This is a genomic window from Vibrio sp. Vf1514, assembly GCF_052076135.1.
GTDB lineage: Bacteria > Pseudomonadota > Gammaproteobacteria > Enterobacterales > Vibrionaceae > Vibrio > Vibrio furnissii.
The window spans coordinates 1150070-1167600 of the sequence record NZ_CP197267.1; the positions used below are offsets into that span (position 1 = coordinate 1150070).

The following is a 17531-nucleotide window of genomic DNA, read 5'->3' on the forward strand; positions in this document are numbered from 1 at the left end:
AGTGGTATTAATCACACTAATTTACGATAGCAGGAGCAAAGAACACATGGAGCCGAATACGGACACTGTTTTTAACTTTAGTGCTGGTCCCGCAGCGTTGCCAAAAGCAGTGATGCAACAAGCACAGGCTGAATTTGTAAACTGGAACGATCTGGGCGTTTCAGTGATGGAAATCAGTCACCGTAGCAAACCTTTCATTCAAGTTGCGAAAGAAGCGGAGCAAGACTTACGCGATCTTCTCAACATTCCAGATAACTACAAAGTTCTATTCTGCCAAGGTGGTGCGCGCGCACAATTCGCGGCCGTGCCACTGAACTTACTGGGCGACAAAACTCAGGCGACGTACATCGACGCAGGTTACTGGGCAGCAAGCGCTGTGAAAGAAGCGAAAAAATACTGCACCACGGATGTATTTGACGCGAAAATCAACAAAGACGGCAAAACGGCCGTACTGCCAGCGAGCGAATGGAAAATTGATGCGGGCTCCGCTTACGTTCACTTCTGTCCAAACGAAACCATCGACGGGATTGAGATCAACGACCTGCCAGTGACTGACAAGCCAATCGTTGCTGATATGTCTTCTACGATTCTTTCGCGCGAAATCGACGTAGCGAAATACGGCGTGATTTACGCGGGCGCTCAGAAAAATATCGGTCCTGCGGGCATCTGTATTGCTATCGTACGTGACGATCTGTTGGGCTTAGCCAACGATGTCATTCCTAGTATTCTGAACTACAAAATCTTGGCTGAACAAGATTCGATGTTCAACACCCCACCAACGTTCGCGTGGTACTTGTCTGGTCTCGTGTTCAAATGGCTGAAAGCGCAAGGTGGCGTCAAAGCGATTGAAGCAGTGAACCGCGAGAAAGCTGCGCTGCTGTACGGTTACATCGATTCTTCTGACTTCTACCGCAACGAAATTCACGCGGACAACCGTTCGCTGATGAACGTTCCGTTCCAATTGGCAAAACCAGAACTGGATGGCACTTTCCTCGAATTGGCTGAAGCCCGTGGTTTGACTTCGCTCAAAGGTCACCGCGTCGTGGGGGGTATGCGTGCTTCAATCTACAACGCAATGCCGCTGGAAGGCGTTCAAGCGTTGGTTGATTTCATGAAAGAGTTCGAAGCGCAATACGCGTAATTCTCAAGCACAACTCACCCATCACAATACAAAAGCTCAGTGGCGACACTGGGCTTTTTTTATTTTTCTGTTGTTCTCAAAAATCAATAGCATGGCCAGATTTTGAATTGGTGGCGGTGATTGCGTTGCCTTTATAGTGAAAATGCACTGTGAGCGCACTGGGTGCGAATCACTAACATTTTATCGTAAGACGAACACGGTCATAGCAATCGCAATTCAAGGAAGAGTGGTGAAAAGAAGAGTATTCAGGGAGGCGGTATATGATGCTGCTCAGTCCCGTACTCCTCATGCACCTGTATCGCAGCGTAAACGCTGGTGGAGGAATGAGGAATGACACAGAAACATAACTACGATCTGATTGTATTGGGATCTGGTGCGGCAGGTTTGTCGGCGGCGGTGACGGCCGCGTATCACGGTCTCCATGTGCTGGTGGTAGAAAAAGCCGATGTGATTGGTGGCACAACCGCATGGTCAGGGGGCTGGATCTGGGCACCACGCAACCATTTAGCCGCAGAGCATGGTATTCGCTATTCCTACGCGCAAGTTGAAACCTATTTACGCAACGTGATTCAAGGTCAGTTCAACCAAGAGCGAGTGAGTGCCTTTTTGCATGGGGCGCCACAAATGGTGGCATTTTTTCATCATAAAACGGCGTTGAAATTTGAGCCAGGGTTACATATCCCTGATACCTATAGCTCGGAGGAGGGCGCGGGAACAGGGGGGCGATCCGTGATCGCATTACCTTACGATGGTCGTCGGCTCGGACGCTGGATTCGTCGCCTGCGTCAGCCACTGGCTGAGACCACGTTTCACGGTTTGACCATTCAAGCTGGTACCGATCTGAAGCATTTTATGAATGTGACCCGCCAATTGACTAGCTTCATCTATGTCAGTCGACGAGTGAGCAAACATTTACTGGATCTCGTGTGTTACCGCCGAGGCATGCAACTGCGTAATGGACTCTCTCTGGCAGCCCGTTTACTACGTTCTGCGCTGGATCTTGGGGTGACGTTTTGCACAGATTGTCGTGACATGACGTTGACTCAACACAATGGCCGAGTCACTGGGGTTGAGTTTGTGACCGCACAGGGGACGCGGATGGTTTGTACTTCGCGCAAAGGTGTGGTGCTGGCAACCGGCGGCTTTGCTCATGATCCACAACGCATCGCACAGTTGTTTCCAAACGCCATTGAACATCAATCGTTAGCTGTGCCTTCCGCCTCGGGAGATGGGTTGAACTTGGGTGAACAAGCAGGGGGAGTGGTAGAAGCCAATTATCCGTCTGCGGGGGCATGGTGCCCCGTGTCTCAGGTGCCAAAGACTGAGTCGTTAGGTGTGTTCCCCCACATTATTGATCGCGGTAAACCTGGGCTGATCGGTGTCTTGCAAGATGGTCGCCGATTTTGTAACGAAGGGATGGGGTATTACGACTACGTTAAGCAGATGATGGATAACACGCCAGAAGGGCAGGCGGTACAGTCTTGGTTGATTTGTGACCATCACTTTCAGCGTCGATATGGCTTGGGTATTGCACGTCCGGCGCCGTTGCCTGTCGGAAAATACGTGAAAAATGGTTATTTGATTCAAGCTGACAGTATTGCTGAATTGGCACACAAAGCAGGTATTGATGCGATAGGATTGGAACGCACCATTGCCGAATGGAATCAACACGCCAAGCAGGGGGTTGACCCTCATTTTCATCGCGGAGAAACGCCGTATACACGATTGCAAGGGGATGCGAATCATCATCCTAATCCCTGTATTGCGCCCATTGAGCAAGGGCCATTCTATGCGGTGCGAGTGATCGCAGGCAGTTTCGGAACTTTTGCCGGGTTAAAAAGTAATGGCGACGGCTGTGTGATTGATGCTCACGGGCACATCATCCCTGGGCTTTATGCTGCGGGTAGTGACTTGGCAAGTGTCATGGGTGGGCAGTATCCGGCGGGTGGAATCAACCTTGGTCCGGCATTGACTTTTGGTTATTTGGCCGCGCGTCACGCGGCGGGTATCAAGGCATGGGAAGTGGATTTAAGGGAGAAAATCTGATGTTTTCATTGGCACACCTCACGGTGATTCATCTTACACCGGATCAAATGATTGAAATGGCTGCCGATATTGGCTACGACGCTGTGGGGCTACGGCTCATTAAAGTGACCGATAACTCGCCTGGCTATCCATTGATGGAGGACAAGCGAATGATGAGAGCGACGCAAGCGGCGCTGGCCAATACGGGCATTGGCGTCCATGACATTGAGTTTGTTCGCATGACGCCCAACTTTGACATCAAGGATTTGGAACCTTTTCTTGAAGCTGGTGCGCAATTGGGTGCAAAGCAGATCATCACTGCACCTTACGATCCAAATCTCTCGAGATTGGCGGACTCACTAGCGCATTTGGGGGAGAAAGCATCGAGCTATGATTTAAATGTTGTGCTTGAGTTTTTCCCGTGGACCAACGTGCCTGATTTAGCCACAGCGTACGCCGTGACAAAAGACGCTGGCGATTCGGTCGGGATTTTGGTGGACACGCTGCATTTTGATCGTTCTAACAGTTCGTTGCAACAACTTACCACGATTCCGGTGCACAAGCTGCCGTTTATGCATTTGTGTGACGCGTTAAGGCTCGAACATTACGAACACGAGGCATTACTGCATACCGCGCGCGAAGATCGATTGCCACCGGGACAAGGACAGATTCCGTTACAAGCGATTCTTGATGCGATGCCAAAAGGCGTTCCGATGGGGTTGGAAGTGCCGATGCAGATGGATAATCCCTATTCGCTAGCGGAAATGCGGGCGTGTGCTTTGCAGTGCCTGAACGGCGCTCAAGCATTGGTGAATCCAACCGCGGCGCACGTGTGACATGATGGATTGCCGCTGATTGAGTTCGTGTGATGACATGTGCTTAGCCGAGCCATCTGCGTTGCATGTAGTTAAACAAACGAAAGCCACCGCATGGGTGGCTTTTTACGTTTAATGGTTTGCTTCGCGTTGTGCTTGTCCGAGCGTTTTGTGGACTCGGCATGGATGACCGAACGCCAGGCTATTGGGTGGGACATCTTTGGTAACAACGCTGCCGGCACCAATGACCGCGCCGTTGCCGATGGTGACGCCAGGCATGATGGTACAGTTGCCGCCAATCCACACATGATTGCCAATCGTAACGGGTTCTGCCCAACCGATGTGTTCATCTCGGGTCGTAAAATCGAGCGGATGATGCGCGGTGTAGACCTGCACATTGGGGCCGATAAACACGTGGTTGCCAATGGTGACTGGCGCGCAGTCGAGTAGGGTGAAGTTGAAGTTGATGAACACGTGGCTGCCCAACGTGGTGTTGATGCCGTAGTCGATGTTGATCTGTTTTTCGATATGGACATCTTCACCAATCGCCGCAAACATTTGGGTCAAAATCGCACGTTGTTGGTCGCGGTCTCGTCGAGGCAGCTGATTGTATTCAGCTGCCAAATCTCGCGTTGTATCTCGAATTTCGATCAGTTCTGGGTCGTTGATCCAGTAGCGCTCGCCAGCGCGCATATCGGTAAGGGCACTCATGTTGTTCATCCAATGGTTTGCTTGATGGTTGGAAATGTGTTGAATCGAAAAGCAGAGGGCGCGTAAAACGCGGCCTCTGCCCGGTCGGTTAGATGGCGTCGCCAAATTGTGGGAAGCCATCTTTCCACGTCAGCACTTTGATGCGGGTGTGACGGTTTGGATCCCACAGTGGATCGCCTTCAATTTCGGTATAATCACGAGCGTGGTAAACCAACAAGTCGTGACCGTTTTCATCTTGTGTAAAGCTGTTGTGACCTGGGCCGTACACCTTTTTCTCCCAGTTGGTCGCAAAGACGGGATGATCAGATTTATGCCAGCTTGCTGGGTTGAGCAAGTCGCTGTTCTCATCGGCCCAGAGTAAGCCCATGCAGTAGTTTTCATCGGTTGCACTGGCGGAATATGTCATCCAGAACTTGCCATGACGATGCAATATCGATGGCCCTTCATTGACCCAGAACCCGCGTTGTTCCCAATCGAATTCGGGAATGGTTAACCGTTGCGGTTGGGTTTTCAGTTGTGTTGGCGTTTCCAACTCGGCAATGTAAAGGTTGGAGTTGCCTCGAATGCCGTTCTCTTTTTGCGCCCAAACGTAGTAGTTTCGCCCTTGATGGCTAAACGACGTGGCATCCAGACAGAATGTGTCCATGCCGGTGTCGATTTGCCCTTCAAATACCCAATTGTCGGTGATGGGGTTGGCGTTGTGGTTGGAGATGGCATACATGCGGTGCTGAAACAATCCGTCAACGATCGCTCGAGACGGCGCTGCGGCAAAGTACACATACCAAGCGCCATCAATGAAATGTAGTTCCGGCGCCCAAATGAGGTCGCTGTATGGGCCTGTGTCGGGTTTGTACCAAGCGTTAATGAGTTCACTGGTCGTGCGCAGCTCAGCAATGGATTTGGCACGGCGAATTTCAATGCGGTCGTACTCGGGGACAGACGCCGTGAAGTAATAGTAGCCATCACTGTGCTTGGTGATATGTGGATCAGCACGCTGTTCAATAATTGGATTGATGAGTTCTTGCATCTTACTTAACCTTAATTTGCCTGGCCTTTAACAGGTATATGAGTCTTCACTTCGCTGAGGTTTTCTTCTTGTTCAAGAATGTTGGTTGCGGTGATGGAGTGGTAGTAACGGTCCGTCACTTTGTACTTGAACATGAAAGCGCCCATCAGGAAGTGGAACAAGCCCGGGATCACCGTCAACATCAGCGCGATACCGGTCAGTGTGAAATCAGATTGATCTTGGTTGGGGACGTATTCGAAGGTGGTGAGTAGCCAGCCCACAATGGCCCCCGCGATCCCCATCCCAAATTTTTGGCAGAAAGAGATGCCGCCAAAGGCAAGGCCAGAAACGCGTTGGCCAGTTTTGTAGGTGCCGTAATCGACGGCTTCGGCAATGGCTGACCAAAACACAGGGGCATGCAAGTCCACCACAAATGACACCAAGAAATAGAGGATGAAGGCCAACGCAAAGTCGCCACGACCGACAGTCAGATAAAGTAGTGCGCTCAGAAATAGCACCGCAATTTGGCTGTAGCGGAACAGTTTAACTTTACAGTAGAACTTGGTGATCCACGTGGATGCAACCATTGCCAGAATCGCAGCCACCACACCGGTCGCCAAGAAGGCTGAGATGGTGCCAGCGTCACCGCCAAGATAGTATTTGGCATAATAAGCGGCCACTGAACCACGAATCACGTAGCCGACTGTACCGGTGACACACACCGCACACAGGATCAACCATTGGTCATTTTTGACTAACAGTTTCACTTGCTGAACAAAATTAGTTTGCTCGACTTTGTGTTCGATGCGCTCTTTGGTGGTCGCAAAGCAGAACAGGAATAACAGCGTGCCCATGAGGCCCATCAGTCCCATGGAGTATTGGTAACCTAACTGAATGTTGTCTTGGCCCCAATACGCAGACAGTTGCGGCACAATGATGGTGACCAGAAACGCTGCGATCTTGGCGAAGAACAAGCGGTAGCCATTGGCAGACAAGCGTTCTTTCGGGTCATCGGTCAACACGCTGATGAGCGAGATGTACGGAATAGTCACCGCGGTAAACATGATGGTGACCAGAATGTAAGTCGCGTAGGCGTAGATCAGTTTGCTGTTGTAGTCGGCGTCTGGCGTGCTGAACGCCAAGTAAACTGACAAGCCAAATGGCACAGCCAAAAACAGCATGTAAGGGCGGTAGCGTCCCCAACGCGTTTTGATTTTATCAGTCAGCATACCCATCAATGGATCGGTCACCGCATCGATTAGACGCACGACAATGAACAACATCGCGAGATCTTGCGGTTTGATGCCAAAGATATCGGTGTAAAAGAAGGTAATAATTAACATCATAGAGGAAATTACGACGTTAACGGCCATATCACCGGCCCCGAACCCCACTTTCTCTAATACAGGCAGCTTATATTTATACATTGTATTCTCTTCCGTCGATGAACAACTGTGAATTACCTTAAAGTGATTCATCTTCGGTCGCTGTTAGAGTTCTCATGAAAAGAATTATCCAGCAGATTTGTACATGTCTTTAGCGAAACTGGTTATGTTTGGTTGTTATTCCAGCGCTTCATGGGTTTGAGGCTGTCGCTAAGCTGGTAGCGATATTATCCATGGTCTATAGAGAGATTTTGTGTTTTTCTGGGCGGGAGTATCAATCGTTCGTACAATGTCACATATTTAAATTTTAATGAAAATCTGACGAATTCAATTTGAAATATAGGTTCAATTTATGGTTTTTAATTTAGGGTGCTGAATTAAGAAATGATAGTGATAAAAAAACCGCCAGTGTTGGCGGTTTTTTTCATCTCATGATGCGCGTTGGCTATGACGACCTTGCGCTTTCCCTTTGCCTCCGGGACGAGTGCGATTTTGTCCTTGTCCTGAGGTGTTGGGGCGGCCATTGCCATTCGGTTTCCCGTTTTGGCCTGGCTTGTTTGGGTTGCTTGCGGGTTTTCCATGCGCTCCCGGCTTGGCTTGTCCGCCAGATTGACCATTGGATTTGCCTTGGCCAGAGCGTTGGCCATTGGATTTACCACCACGCAGCGCATCAAAGCCCGGCTGTGACATCGTATGCTTGGTTGCAAAACGGTTCGAACCATGGCGACCCGATTTACGGCGTTGGGCCGGCGTCAGTTTTTCACCATCTTCTGATGGCACCAAACAGCCCGGTTTGTCGCCGATCAGGTGCTTTTTACCCATGTTGATCAGCGCTTCGCGGATCAACGGCCAGTTGGCAGGATCGTGGTAACGCAGCAGTGCTTTGTGCAGGCGGCGCTGACGGTCGCCTTTAGGCACCGCGACGTCTTCACGTTTTTTGTACTTCACGCGTTTCAGCGGGTTCACTTCGGAGTGATACATCGCGGTCGCGTTACACATCGGTGATGGGTAGAAGTTCTGAACTTGGTCACACTCGTAGTTGTTCTTCTTGAGCCACAGCGCCAGATTGAGCATGTCTTCATCTTCTGTGCCCGGGTGCGCGGAGATGAAGTACGGGATCAGGTACTGCTTCTTGCCCGCTTCGGCGCTGTATTTCTCAAACAGCTCTTTGAAGCGGTCGTAGGTTCCCATGCCCGGTTTCATCATCAGATCCAGCGGCGATTTTTCGGTATGTTCCGGTGCAATCTTCAGGTAACCACCCACGTGGTGCGTGACCAGTTCTTTGATGTACTCCGGAGACTCAATGGCCAGATCGTAACGCACGCCTGAGGCGATCATGATCTTCTTAATACCGTCGACTTTACGTGCATCACGATACAGGTCGATGGTGTGCTTGTGATCGGTATTGAGCTTGTGACAGATGCCCGGGAACACGCACGACGGACGGCGACAGTTCGCTTCTGCTTTCGGATCTGAACAGCCAAGGCGGTACATGTTGGCCGTTGGGCCACCCAAATCTGAAATGGTGCCGGTAAAGCCCGGAACCTTGTCACGAATCTCTTTCAGTTCGTTGATGATCGACTCTTTCGAACGGTTTTGAATGATGCGGCCTTCGTGTTCGGTGATCGAACAGAAAGAGCAGCCACCAAAACAGCCACGCATGATGTTGACTGAGGTCTTGATCATGTCGTAAGCCGGGATCTTCGCTTTGCCATACATCGGGTGTGGTACACGGGCGTAAGGCAAGTCGAACACGAAATCCATCTCTTCTGTCGAGAGTGGAATTGGTGCTTGGTTTACCCACAATTCACGGTTGCCGTGGCTTTGAATCAGCGCGCGGCCAGAATACGGGTTGGTTTCTAGGTGCAACACACGGCTGGCGTGTGCATACAGAATCCGGTCGTTTTGTAGCTTCTCGTAAGAGGGCAGACGCACCGCAGTCGTCTTGGCATCGTGGCGAGAAGGACGAATGGTGATCGGTTTGGCTTCTGCTTCGTCTTTTTTACCGGTTTCGCACTGGGTTTCCACTTCGTACGGGTTGGTAGGGACGAACGGTTTGCTTGGCTTATCAATGCGTGATGAGTCGATGATAGTGAAGCTTTCTGGCGCCGCAGGCAGGTTAACAGCCGTGCCGCGCACGTTGGTCATCTCGCTGATGCTTTCCCCGTTGGCGAGGCGATGCGCCACTTCCACCAGTGCGCGCTCGGCGTTACCAAACAGCAGGATGTCGGCTTTGGCATCAAACAGCACGGAACGGCGAACTTTGTCTGACCAGTAATCGTAGTGCGCGACGCGACGCAGGCTGGCTTCAATGCCACCTAGCACAATCGGCACGTCTTTGTATGCTTCGCGGCAGCGTTGTGAATACACCAGCGTGGCACGGTCTGGACGTTTACCGCCTTCGTTGTTGGGCGTGTACGCATCGTCGTGGCGCAGCTTTTTATCAGACGTGTAACGGTTGATCATGGAGTCCATGTTGCCAGCGGTGACGCCAAAGAACAGATTCGGTTTCCCTAACGTCGTAAACGCCTCTTTGCTGTTCCATTCCGGCTGCGCGATGATGCCGACGCGGAATCCTTGCGACTCCAGCAAGCGGCCAATGATCGCCATACCGAAGCTCGGGTGATCGACATACGCATCGCCTGTGACGATGATGATGTCGCAGCTGTCCCAGCCCAGCGCCTGCATCTCTTGACGCGATGTTGGCAGGAATGGGGCAGTGCCAAAACACTCGGCCCAGTATTTCTTGTATTCGTTAATCTTTGGTGTATTCATAAGTTTAAAAAGGTGCTCACTTTACTGAAGGGGCTGAGTGGCGTTCGAACCATTATTATTTCGCCTAGGCTGACGCCCGGCTTCTGTTGTGCGGTCTTTCACTCAACACCCGATATGCTTGCGCGCTAGAGTCTTCCTGATCTTCATCACTCAGGTTCGCCTCACGCTTGTCGCTTCCCGCTGGCGTTATTTACGCGTATGACGAGCGTCCAACTTCCGTTTTCCGCTCCGTTTTGTTGGCTTCGATGCCGTTCCATCACCGTTGACCGTCGTTGTGTGACCTTTCTGCCTGCAGTAATACTAGGTGAAAAAAGCAGCCAAACAAAATAGCGGTGGAGTGTATCACGTTCTCGGCGGTGTCGCTCAATTTCTGTGATGGATCACCAAAAACTTTACGGCGTGGTTGAGCGGGCGTCCGCGTTGAATATCGCGTTGGGGGGAGAAGGCTCTCACCGGTTGGTGCACATAAAAAAGCCATCGCAAAGGCGATGGCTTTTAAGCAAGCGTTTTGGCTTAAAACCGAGTGGCGAATTAGCCAATCAGGCCTTGTTTGGCCAGGTACTCATCGTAAGTGCCGTGGAAGTCGTTCACACCATCTTTGGTGATTTCGATGATGCGTGTCGCAATCGATGAGACGAACTGACGGTCGTGAGATACAAACAGCAGCGTGCCTTTGTAGTTTTCCAGCGCCAAGTTCAAGGCTTCGATCGATTCCATATCCATGTGGTTGGTCGGTTCGTCCATCAGTAGGATGTTTGGTTTTTGCATGATCAGTTTACCAAACAGCATACGACCTTGCTCACCACCCGAAATCACTTTGACCGATTTCTTGATGTCATTTTGTGAGAACAGCATACGACCCAGAATACCGCGCACGGTTTGTTCGTCTTCGCCTTCGTTTTTCCACTGGCTCATCCAATCTAGCAGCGACATGTCTTCTGCGAAATCATGCGCGTGATCCTGAGCGTAGAAACCGATGTTGTTGTTTTCAGACCATTTGATCATACCCGCCATCGGCTCCATTACACCTGCCAGCGTGTTGAGTGTAGTGGATTTACCGATACCGTTCTCGCCGATGATCGCGATACGTTCACCCACTTCAACCATCAGGTTGACGTTGTTGATCAGGATGTTTTCGCCGTAACCCTGTTTCAAACCTTCCACTTCCAGCGCGTTACGGAACAGCTCTTTCTTCTGATCGAAACGGATGAATGGTGACTGACGGCTTGACGGTTTCACTTCTTCGAGTTGGATTTTATCCAGCTGTTTCTGACGAGAAGTGGCCTGTTTGGCTTTAGATGCGTTTGCAGAGAAGCGGCTAACGAAGGTTTGCAGCTCAGCAATTTGAGCTTTCTTCTTCGCGTTGTCGGCTTGCAGACGATCACGCGCTTGTTCAGCTGCGATCATGTATTCGTCGTAGTTACCGTGGAACAGACGCAGTTCACCGTAATCCAAATCTGCCATGTGGGTACACACGGTGTTCAGGAAGTGACGGTCGTGCGAGATAATGATCATGGTGCAGTTACGTGCCAGCAACGTTTGCTCCAGCCATGCGATGGTGTGCATGTCCAGGTTGTTGGTTGGTTCGTCGAGCAGCATGATTTCTGGTTCTGCGAACAGCACCTGCGCCAGCAATACACGTAGTTTCAGACCCGGTGCGATCTCGCTCATCAGGCCGAAATGTTGCGCTTCAGGAATGCCCAAGCCCAGCAACAGTTCACCCGCGCGCGCTTCGGCGGAGTAGCCGTCCATTTCTGCGAATTCAGTTTCCAAGTCGCCAACACGCATGCCGTCTTCGTCGGTCATTTCTGGCAGCGCGTAAATGCGGTCACGTTCTTCTTTGACCTTCCACAACTCTTTGTGACCCATGATCACTGTGTCCACCACCGTGAACTCTTCAAACGCGAACTGATCCTGACCCAGTTTAGCCATGCGCTCGTTTGGATCGGTTGAAACCGAGCCTGCTGATGGCTCCAGTTCGCCGCTAAGAATTTTCATAAATGTGGATTTACCACAACCGTTGGCACCAATCAGGCCGTAACGGTTGCCATTACCAAATTTAATCGAGATGTTTTCAAACAATGGCTTATCGCCAAATTGCATGGTGATGTTTGCAGTCGTTAACACAAGGCATTCCAAGTTGTTGGTCTGCCCGTTCCGACGTGAAGTGATCCTGCGGCTGCGGGGCAGTCGGCATGGCTTCAAGGTCGAGTGGGCATCGTCAATAAGTAAAAAGTTGGCCGAGGCCAACTTTCAAAGCCGCGCATGATAACAGTTTTTGTGATTAACATCACCCACGATCGTTCAACTTAACGTGAATCGGCCTGCAAACTCGATGATGATTACGTTCACGCATTGGGAATGGGCGGTGATTTTGCTATCCCTTTTGGCGAGGTAACACCGTGAGCACGCGCACCACAAATTGATGCAGTTCGTTCATGTAGTTTTCCAAAAACGCTTTGGTTCGCTCGGTGGTGACATTGTCATCGTCGTCGATCATGCCATCGTGATATTGCAGATAGGCTTCAACGGTATTCATCAACGGAGAATTGCAAAAACAGAGCACGCTGCGCAACTGGCTTTGAGCCACGGCGGTGCCAATCGCGCCGGGCGAAGTGCCGATAACGCCGGAAGGTTTGCTGGCAAATGAGTTTTGCCCCCACGGGCGGCTTGCCCAGTCGATGGCATTTTTCAAGCATCCGGGAATTGAGCGGTTGAACTCGGGGGTCACAAACAATAAGCCGTCGCAATCGGCAATTGCCTGTTTGAAGGCTTGGGCCACGTCCGGATAATTGGCATCGTAATCTTGGCTATATAACGGCAAATCTTTGATGGGAATTTCCACCAAGTCGAGCTCGGGGGGCGCCAACTTGGCGAGTGCATGCGCCAGTTTGCGATTGATGGAGGTCGACGACAAACTCCCGACGAAATAGCCGATTTTGTATTGGGTCATAGGAACTCCTGATAGCCACAGTCACTGCACACCGGTGCGAAGTGACTGATGCGATGTGACTGCGGCGATGAGACGATGGAACAACAAGTCTGCACTCCGCATCATGGCGCCGGGTTGCCTGTAAGGTTAACCGCGACAAATACGGAGTATCGGGAGTAAGTCTAGTGTAGGACGAGCACTCTCTCCATTTACGCAGGGCGCAAATGGGTAAGTCGCGATACGCGCTTCAATCAGTGAGAACGTTTCGCCATCGGATGCGTGTCGTTCATTTGCAGCAGGTCCCATAGATTCCCGTACAAATCTTCAAACACCGCCACGGTGCCGTAGTCGGCTTCCATCGGAGGACGAACGAACTGAATGCCATCTTCGACCATGCGATGGTAATCGCGCCAGAAGTCATCGGTATTGAGGAACAGAAAAACGCGCCCGCCAGTTTGGTTGCCGATCGAAGGCAGCTGCTCTGGTTTCGACGCTTTGGCCAGCAGCAACGTGGCGCCTTGTGAACCCGGAGGCGACACCACGACCCAACGTTTGTCTTGTTCCGGTTGATAGGTATCTTCCACCAATTCGAACTTGAGCTTATTGAGGTAGAAATCCAGTGCTTCGTCGTAATCACGAACCACTAAGCTGATGTGAATAATCGATTGTTTCATGCGATTCCCTTATGGGGTTAAGCGGTGGGATTTTCGGTGCCACACCTTAACTGAAATCGCCCCAAAACACACTGAAAAGTCACGCGTTTGCTGTATTCCTCACCGCGTATCGACAGGGATGTTCGCTTGATGTAGCTGGTGATGTTCGCGCGCACGTGAAACAAATTAGCGGGATTCTTGCGGCCACACGACATCCAACGCGGTGTGGGCAATGCGCCATTCTCCGTGGATGCGCACATAGTGATCGACGTAATGGCCCAACAGCAAGAACGGATGTTGCGAGGCGGCTCTGTCGGTGACGAAGTCCAATAAGTAGCAACTGCCGTGGGCGTGGTTCTCATCCACCAAGGTGATACTGTGGTTGGTCACGGCATGCACAAACGGAAAATGTTCACGGTGTTGGGTGTCAAAGGTGTGATAGGCCTCGCTCAAGCCGCGTTTGATGGCGTCCAAACCTTTCATTGAGCCCACCGTGACCGTCACTTCAGCATCGTCAGTAAACACCTCGCCCATTTTCTCTGCTTCTCCACCGTCTAGCAGTTGGCTATAGCGCAATCTTAGTTGACGAATTTCTTCGCGATCAAGTAAGTCATTGATGCGTTTTTCGGGGGTTGTCATCATGATTCTCCACAACATTATTGATCATAGGAGGTCATTGTATTGACTTAATGAAAAATGATAATACAGTTTATATTCCAATTATTTCATCCTGTGGTTCCATAATGAAGCTCAATGAAACGCAATTTTCGGGCGTGATCGAATATGTTGAAACGCTGCGGACCGGTTCCTTTACCGCAGCAGGGGAGCGCCTTGGCTTAACTGGTTCAGCAGTGGGCAAAAGCGTCACCCGACTGGAGAAAAAACTCGGAACCAAGTTACTGCATCGCACCACGCGCAGCCTGACGCCGACCCCCGAAGGACAGCGTTATTTTGATGGCTGGATTGCGATTCTCGATGAAATTGACAGCCTGGAACATGGCGTGGTGGCCGGGAGCGTTCACGTTTCGGGCAACTTAAACATTCATTTACCCGCTGCATTTGGTCGCCGACATGTGATGCCTTTGCTGTTGGAGCTTACTAAAGCGCACCCCAATTTGGATCTGTCGGTGGCATTTAGTGAAAAGCGCATCAATTTGGTGGATGAAGGGGTGGATCTGGTGGTGCGTATCGGCGCACTGGCAGATGATGCCGATTTGATAGCCCGCCGTTTGGGGCGCCAGCGATTGGTTGTGTGCGCAAGCCCCGATTACTTGAAAAAGAAAGGTACGCCCAAACTGGTGACGGAGTTGACAGAGCACGATTGTATTGTCGGCGGACAGCGCAGCAATCAACCGGCGTGGTTGTTCCGACGCGCCAATGGCGACAGTTTTACGCAAGTGGTACATGGACGGTATTGCTTCAGTGATGGGGATGCCATGTTGTCGGCGGTGCTCGATGGTATGGGCGTCTCGCAGTTGCCGACGTGGCTCATCAATGAACACCTTGCTTCGGGCGCATTGGTGACGATTCTTGACGATTATGCTGGGGCGGAAATGCCGATTCATGCCGTATGGCCCCGGTCGCGTTACTTGAAACCGAGACAACGGGTGGTGATTGATGCGCTGGTGGCGGCGGCCGAACAGCCAACATCGGTCTATCAGCTTTAGAAAGTCGCTTTAGAAAGCACCTTTAGGAAGTCCCTTCTGAAACGATGGAATGCGTGTGTAATCCCCGTCGGCACAACTGCTAAATCCCTGATGCAGAACAAGATCGTTGTGTGGGCAGCATGCTATATCAAAGGGTGTGCGGATAAGCGATGACCACGTTGGATGGCGCGTCACCGCACTTGGACATCGAATCAGGAGAATCAAGGATGAGTGAATATTGTGGTCAATGCCGTCAGTTTACCCGCACGGCCAATAATCCGCAGGATATGTGTGGTGCTTGGGAACAACCCACGCAAGCTAAGCGTGTTGCGTGTGGCTTCTTTATGCCTCGTAAACCGAAACGAGAGGGTCAAGCGTCCGAGCCATCCTCAGAATCAGGTCGATAAAACCACGCGTTCACGCCGGTTGGACGCGCTATTCAAGCCCATGCCGCCGCCACAAGGCGAGGGTTGCGGCCGCTAAAATCTTCTCTAGCTCACGTTTGCTGCGCGTTTTTTTGCGTCGGGGCGACGTGACGCTCACTCAGGTCTATTCTTGAAAGGTTGGCAGGCCATCTGCTGGTCAGGTGTGTCGCTGCCTCGATTGTCAGTCATGCCCATGTTTTCATGGGGTGTTGGAACCGCTCTCTCAGTTTGAATCAATGTTATTTCGTTCACGGGATTGAACTCAAGCGTTGATTCAATCGGGTCGCCTAGACAATCCATAACAGCCATCTCCTGCATTTGAGGATGAGCAAAAAATCAGCCTGCACAAAAGGAACGCACTATGTTCATCAATAACCTGACCCTGAAAACCCGGCTCATCGTCGCGGTGGCCATTCCGTGCCTCGCGTTGGTGTTCACCGGATTGACCAGCCTCAATACGATGTCGAGCATGCAGTTTCAATCGCAGAAATTGTACCTCAATACCGCAGCCCCGCTGCGCGCGATGGCCGAAGCGGCTTCACGCATTCCGCGTATGCGGGTAGGCATCGACATGATGCTGCTGCAAGAGACGCCGCTGCGTGATGAAAAAGGGGTGAAAACCCGCGTGCAGGAAGCGCGCAACGAAGACATTCCTGAAATGCGTCAAACCATGAAAATGGCGGTGGAAGCACAGCTCAATCCCGAAATGAAACAGCAGGCGCAGCGGTTGCTCGATCAGTTCGAAACCATGGTGAAAACCGATCTCAACCCCATGTTGGACGCGTTTGATCGCGGCGATATGGCCAGCGCACAACGCATTTATCGCGATCAATACGCCAAGACTTACGGTGTGATGCGTAAAGGGGCCAATGATATTTTGGATGCGCTGTTGGCTCAGGCGGAACGCCGCAACGACAATAGTGTGAGCAGCTTTAAAGCCGGGCAGAACAGCAGCATCCTGATCATCATCGGGTCGATTGTGATTTCGATTTTGACCTCTTGGTTCATCGTGGCCAACCTGCGTAACCGCGTCACGTTTCTGCGCGAAACCATCGGCGAGGCGGCGAAAAATCTGTCGCTCAATACGCGCATCAACATGGACGGTAAGGATGAGCTGACTGACATTGGTGTGAGCTTTAACCAGTTTATTGAGAAAGTACACGCCTCGATTGACCAAGTGGCGAAGAGCGCACGTGACTTGGCCACCATGTCGGATAACGTGGCGGATCAGGCGCATCATACGCAAAATAACTGCGTTGCGCAGCGAGATCGCACCGTGCAAGTCGCCACCGCCATTCATGAGTTGGGCGCGACGGTAAACGAAATTGCATCAAACGCTGCACAAGCGGCAGAAGTGGCGCGTGAAGCGACCCATCGCTCGGCAGATGGTCGTGACGTGGTGAACCAAGCGCAGCTGCGTATTACGGAGCTATCGAATGAGCTGCAACAAGCCACTGGCGTGGTCGAAGCGCTGGCGAGTCAAATCAATGCGATCAGTTCAACGCTTGATACCATTCGCAGTATTTCTGACCAAACCAATTTGCTGGCGCTGAATGCGGCGATTGAAGCGGCGCGTGCCGGTGAGCAAGGGCGTGGTTTTGCGGTGGTTGCTGACGAAGTGCGCACGCTGGCGAGCCGCTCGGCGGCATCGACGGAAGAGATTCAAGAAGTGATCGACAAATTGCAGGCGGAATCGAAACGGGCTGTGACCGTGATGGAAAAAGGCCGAGAAAAAAGCGTGCAGGTGGTCGAGTACGCCAACAAAGCCAATGATTCACTCGAGCAAATCAATGGGCATATTGATCAAATCAGTGATCAGAATATTCAGGTGGCAACCGCCACAGAAGAGCAGGCCAGTGTGGTGGAAGACATTAACCGCAACGTGGAAGACATCAACCAACTGACGATGCAAACCACGGACATTGCGGGTCAGCTCAATCAATCCAGCGCGAGCCTGCAAAAACTGTCGTCGCAGTTGGACAAACTGGTCGGGCAATTTCGCTTAGTCTAATGGCGT

General features: G+C 51.4%; 14 protein-coding genes. 6 read left to right on the plus strand and 8 right to left on the minus strand.

The window, feature by feature from the left end:
* Window positions 1–46 precede the first annotated feature (46 nt).
* The 3 genes from serC (at window position 47) to ACS18Q_RS05335 (ending at window position 4002) form a co-directional block, all read left to right on the plus strand.
* Window positions 47–1141, plus strand: coding sequence for a 3-phosphoserine/phosphohydroxythreonine transaminase (serC, locus tag ACS18Q_RS05325; RefSeq protein ID WP_014205334.1), 1095 nt, complete (start codon window positions 47–49; stop codon window positions 1139–1141).
* 330 nt (window positions 1142–1471) lie between these two features.
* Window positions 1472–3187 (plus strand): FAD-dependent oxidoreductase, encoded by a 1716-nt coding sequence (locus tag ACS18Q_RS05330; protein ID WP_441257494.1) that lies wholly within the window; start codon window positions 1472–1474, stop codon window positions 3185–3187.
* Entirely contained in the window at window positions 3187–4002 is an 816-nt protein-coding gene (locus tag ACS18Q_RS05335; RefSeq protein ID WP_441257495.1) for a sugar phosphate isomerase/epimerase family protein, read from the plus strand. The genes ACS18Q_RS05330 and ACS18Q_RS05335 overlap by 1 nt, the downstream gene beginning before the upstream one ends.
* Before the next feature lie 111 nt (window positions 4003–4113).
* Here the strand turns inward: ACS18Q_RS05335 and ACS18Q_RS05340 are convergent, their stop codons facing one another.
* The 8 genes from ACS18Q_RS05340 to ACS18Q_RS05375 all read right to left on the minus strand — a co-directional run bounded on the left by ACS18Q_RS05340 (window position 4114) and on the right by ACS18Q_RS05375 (window position 14085).
* On the minus strand, window positions 4114–4674 hold the full coding sequence (locus ACS18Q_RS05340) for a sugar O-acetyltransferase (RefSeq protein WP_014205333.1): 561 nt from the start codon (window positions 4672–4674) through the stop codon (window positions 4114–4116).
* A 106-nt stretch (window positions 4675–4780) separates the two neighbouring features.
* Window positions 4781–5719, minus strand: a complete 939-nt coding sequence (locus tag ACS18Q_RS05345) for a glycoside hydrolase family 43 protein (RefSeq protein ID WP_158140919.1) — start codon at window positions 5717–5719, stop codon at window positions 4781–4783.
* A gap of 11 nt (window positions 5720–5730) precedes the next feature.
* Window positions 5731–7125: an MFS transporter gene (locus tag ACS18Q_RS05350; RefSeq protein WP_286280370.1), complete on the minus strand. Its 1395-nt coding sequence runs from the start codon at window positions 7123–7125 to the stop codon at window positions 5731–5733.
* A 387-nt stretch (window positions 7126–7512) separates the two neighbouring features.
* Window positions 7513–9858: a YgiQ family radical SAM protein gene (locus ACS18Q_RS05355; RefSeq protein ID WP_158140918.1), complete on the minus strand. Its 2346-nt coding sequence runs from the start codon at window positions 9856–9858 to the stop codon at window positions 7513–7515.
* Between the two features lie 531 nt (window positions 9859–10389).
* Window positions 10390–11985, minus strand: a complete 1596-nt coding sequence (locus ACS18Q_RS05360) for an ABC-F family ATPase (protein WP_004726351.1) — start codon at window positions 11983–11985, stop codon at window positions 10390–10392.
* A gap of 250 nt (window positions 11986–12235) precedes the next feature.
* Window positions 12236–12811: an NADPH-dependent FMN reductase gene (locus tag ACS18Q_RS05365; RefSeq protein ID WP_004726350.1), complete on the minus strand. Its 576-nt coding sequence runs from the start codon at window positions 12809–12811 to the stop codon at window positions 12236–12238.
* A gap of 230 nt (window positions 12812–13041) precedes the next feature.
* Entirely contained in the window at window positions 13042–13464 is a 423-nt protein-coding gene (locus ACS18Q_RS05370) for a VOC family protein (RefSeq protein ID WP_004726349.1), read from the minus strand.
* A gap of 165 nt (window positions 13465–13629) precedes the next feature.
* Window positions 13630–14085 (minus strand): nuclear transport factor 2 family protein, encoded by a 456-nt coding sequence (locus tag ACS18Q_RS05375; protein ID WP_014205329.1) that lies wholly within the window; start codon window positions 14083–14085, stop codon window positions 13630–13632.
* 101 nt (window positions 14086–14186) lie between these two features.
* On the opposite strand from ACS18Q_RS05375, the gene ACS18Q_RS05380 reads away from it, so the two are divergent.
* The 3 genes from ACS18Q_RS05380 to ACS18Q_RS05390 all read left to right on the plus strand — a co-directional run bounded on the left by ACS18Q_RS05380 (window position 14187) and on the right by ACS18Q_RS05390 (window position 17525).
* Window positions 14187–15110, plus strand: a complete 924-nt coding sequence (locus tag ACS18Q_RS05380) for a LysR family transcriptional regulator (protein ID WP_172562088.1) — start codon at window positions 14187–14189, stop codon at window positions 15108–15110.
* Between the two features lie 206 nt (window positions 15111–15316).
* A complete protein-coding gene (locus ACS18Q_RS05385) occupies window positions 15317–15496 on the plus strand; it encodes a hypothetical protein (protein WP_441257496.1) in 180 nt (59 codons plus the stop codon).
* Window positions 15497–15875: 379 nt separating this feature from the next.
* Entirely contained in the window at window positions 15876–17525 is a 1650-nt protein-coding gene (locus ACS18Q_RS05390) for a methyl-accepting chemotaxis protein (RefSeq protein ID WP_395211897.1), read from the plus strand.
* Window positions 17526–17531 lie beyond the last annotated feature (6 nt).

What these genes read in the sequence shown, in the direction of transcription:
- serC (WP_014205334.1), top strand. Translation starts at nt 47, where the DNA reads ATGGAGCCGAATACGGACACTGTTTTTAACTTTAGTGCTGGTCCCGCA.
- ACS18Q_RS05330 (WP_441257494.1), top strand. Translation starts at nt 1,472, where the DNA reads ATGACACAGAAACATAACTACGATCTGATTGTATTGGGATCTGGTGCG.
- ACS18Q_RS05335 (WP_441257495.1), top strand. Translation starts at nt 3,187, where the DNA reads ATGTTTTCATTGGCACACCTCACGGTGATTCATCTTACACCGGATCAA.
- ACS18Q_RS05340 (WP_014205333.1), bottom strand. Translation starts at nt 4,674, where the DNA reads ATGCGCGCTGGCGAGCGCTACTGGATCAACGACCCAGAACTGATCGAA.
- ACS18Q_RS05345 (WP_158140919.1), bottom strand. Translation starts at nt 5,719, where the DNA reads ATGCAAGAACTCATCAATCCAATTATTGAACAGCGTGCTGATCCACAT.
- ACS18Q_RS05350 (WP_286280370.1), bottom strand. Translation starts at nt 7,125, where the DNA reads ATGTATAAATATAAGCTGCCTGTATTAGAGAAAGTGGGGTTCGGGGCC.
- ACS18Q_RS05355 (WP_158140918.1), bottom strand. Translation starts at nt 9,858, where the DNA reads ATGAATACACCAAAGATTAACGAATACAAGAAATACTGGGCCGAGTGT.
- ACS18Q_RS05365 (WP_004726350.1), bottom strand. Translation starts at nt 12,811, where the DNA reads ATGACCCAATACAAAATCGGCTATTTCGTCGGGAGTTTGTCGTCGACC.
- ACS18Q_RS05370 (WP_004726349.1), bottom strand. Translation starts at nt 13,464, where the DNA reads ATGAAACAATCGATTATTCACATCAGCTTAGTGGTTCGTGATTACGAC.
- ACS18Q_RS05375 (WP_014205329.1), bottom strand. Translation starts at nt 14,085, where the DNA reads ATGATGACAACCCCCGAAAAACGCATCAATGACTTACTTGATCGCGAA.
- ACS18Q_RS05380 (WP_172562088.1), top strand. Translation starts at nt 14,187, where the DNA reads ATGAAGCTCAATGAAACGCAATTTTCGGGCGTGATCGAATATGTTGAA.
- ACS18Q_RS05385 (WP_441257496.1), top strand. Translation starts at nt 15,317, where the DNA reads ATGAGTGAATATTGTGGTCAATGCCGTCAGTTTACCCGCACGGCCAAT.
- ACS18Q_RS05390 (WP_395211897.1), top strand. Translation starts at nt 15,876, where the DNA reads ATGTTCATCAATAACCTGACCCTGAAAACCCGGCTCATCGTCGCGGTG.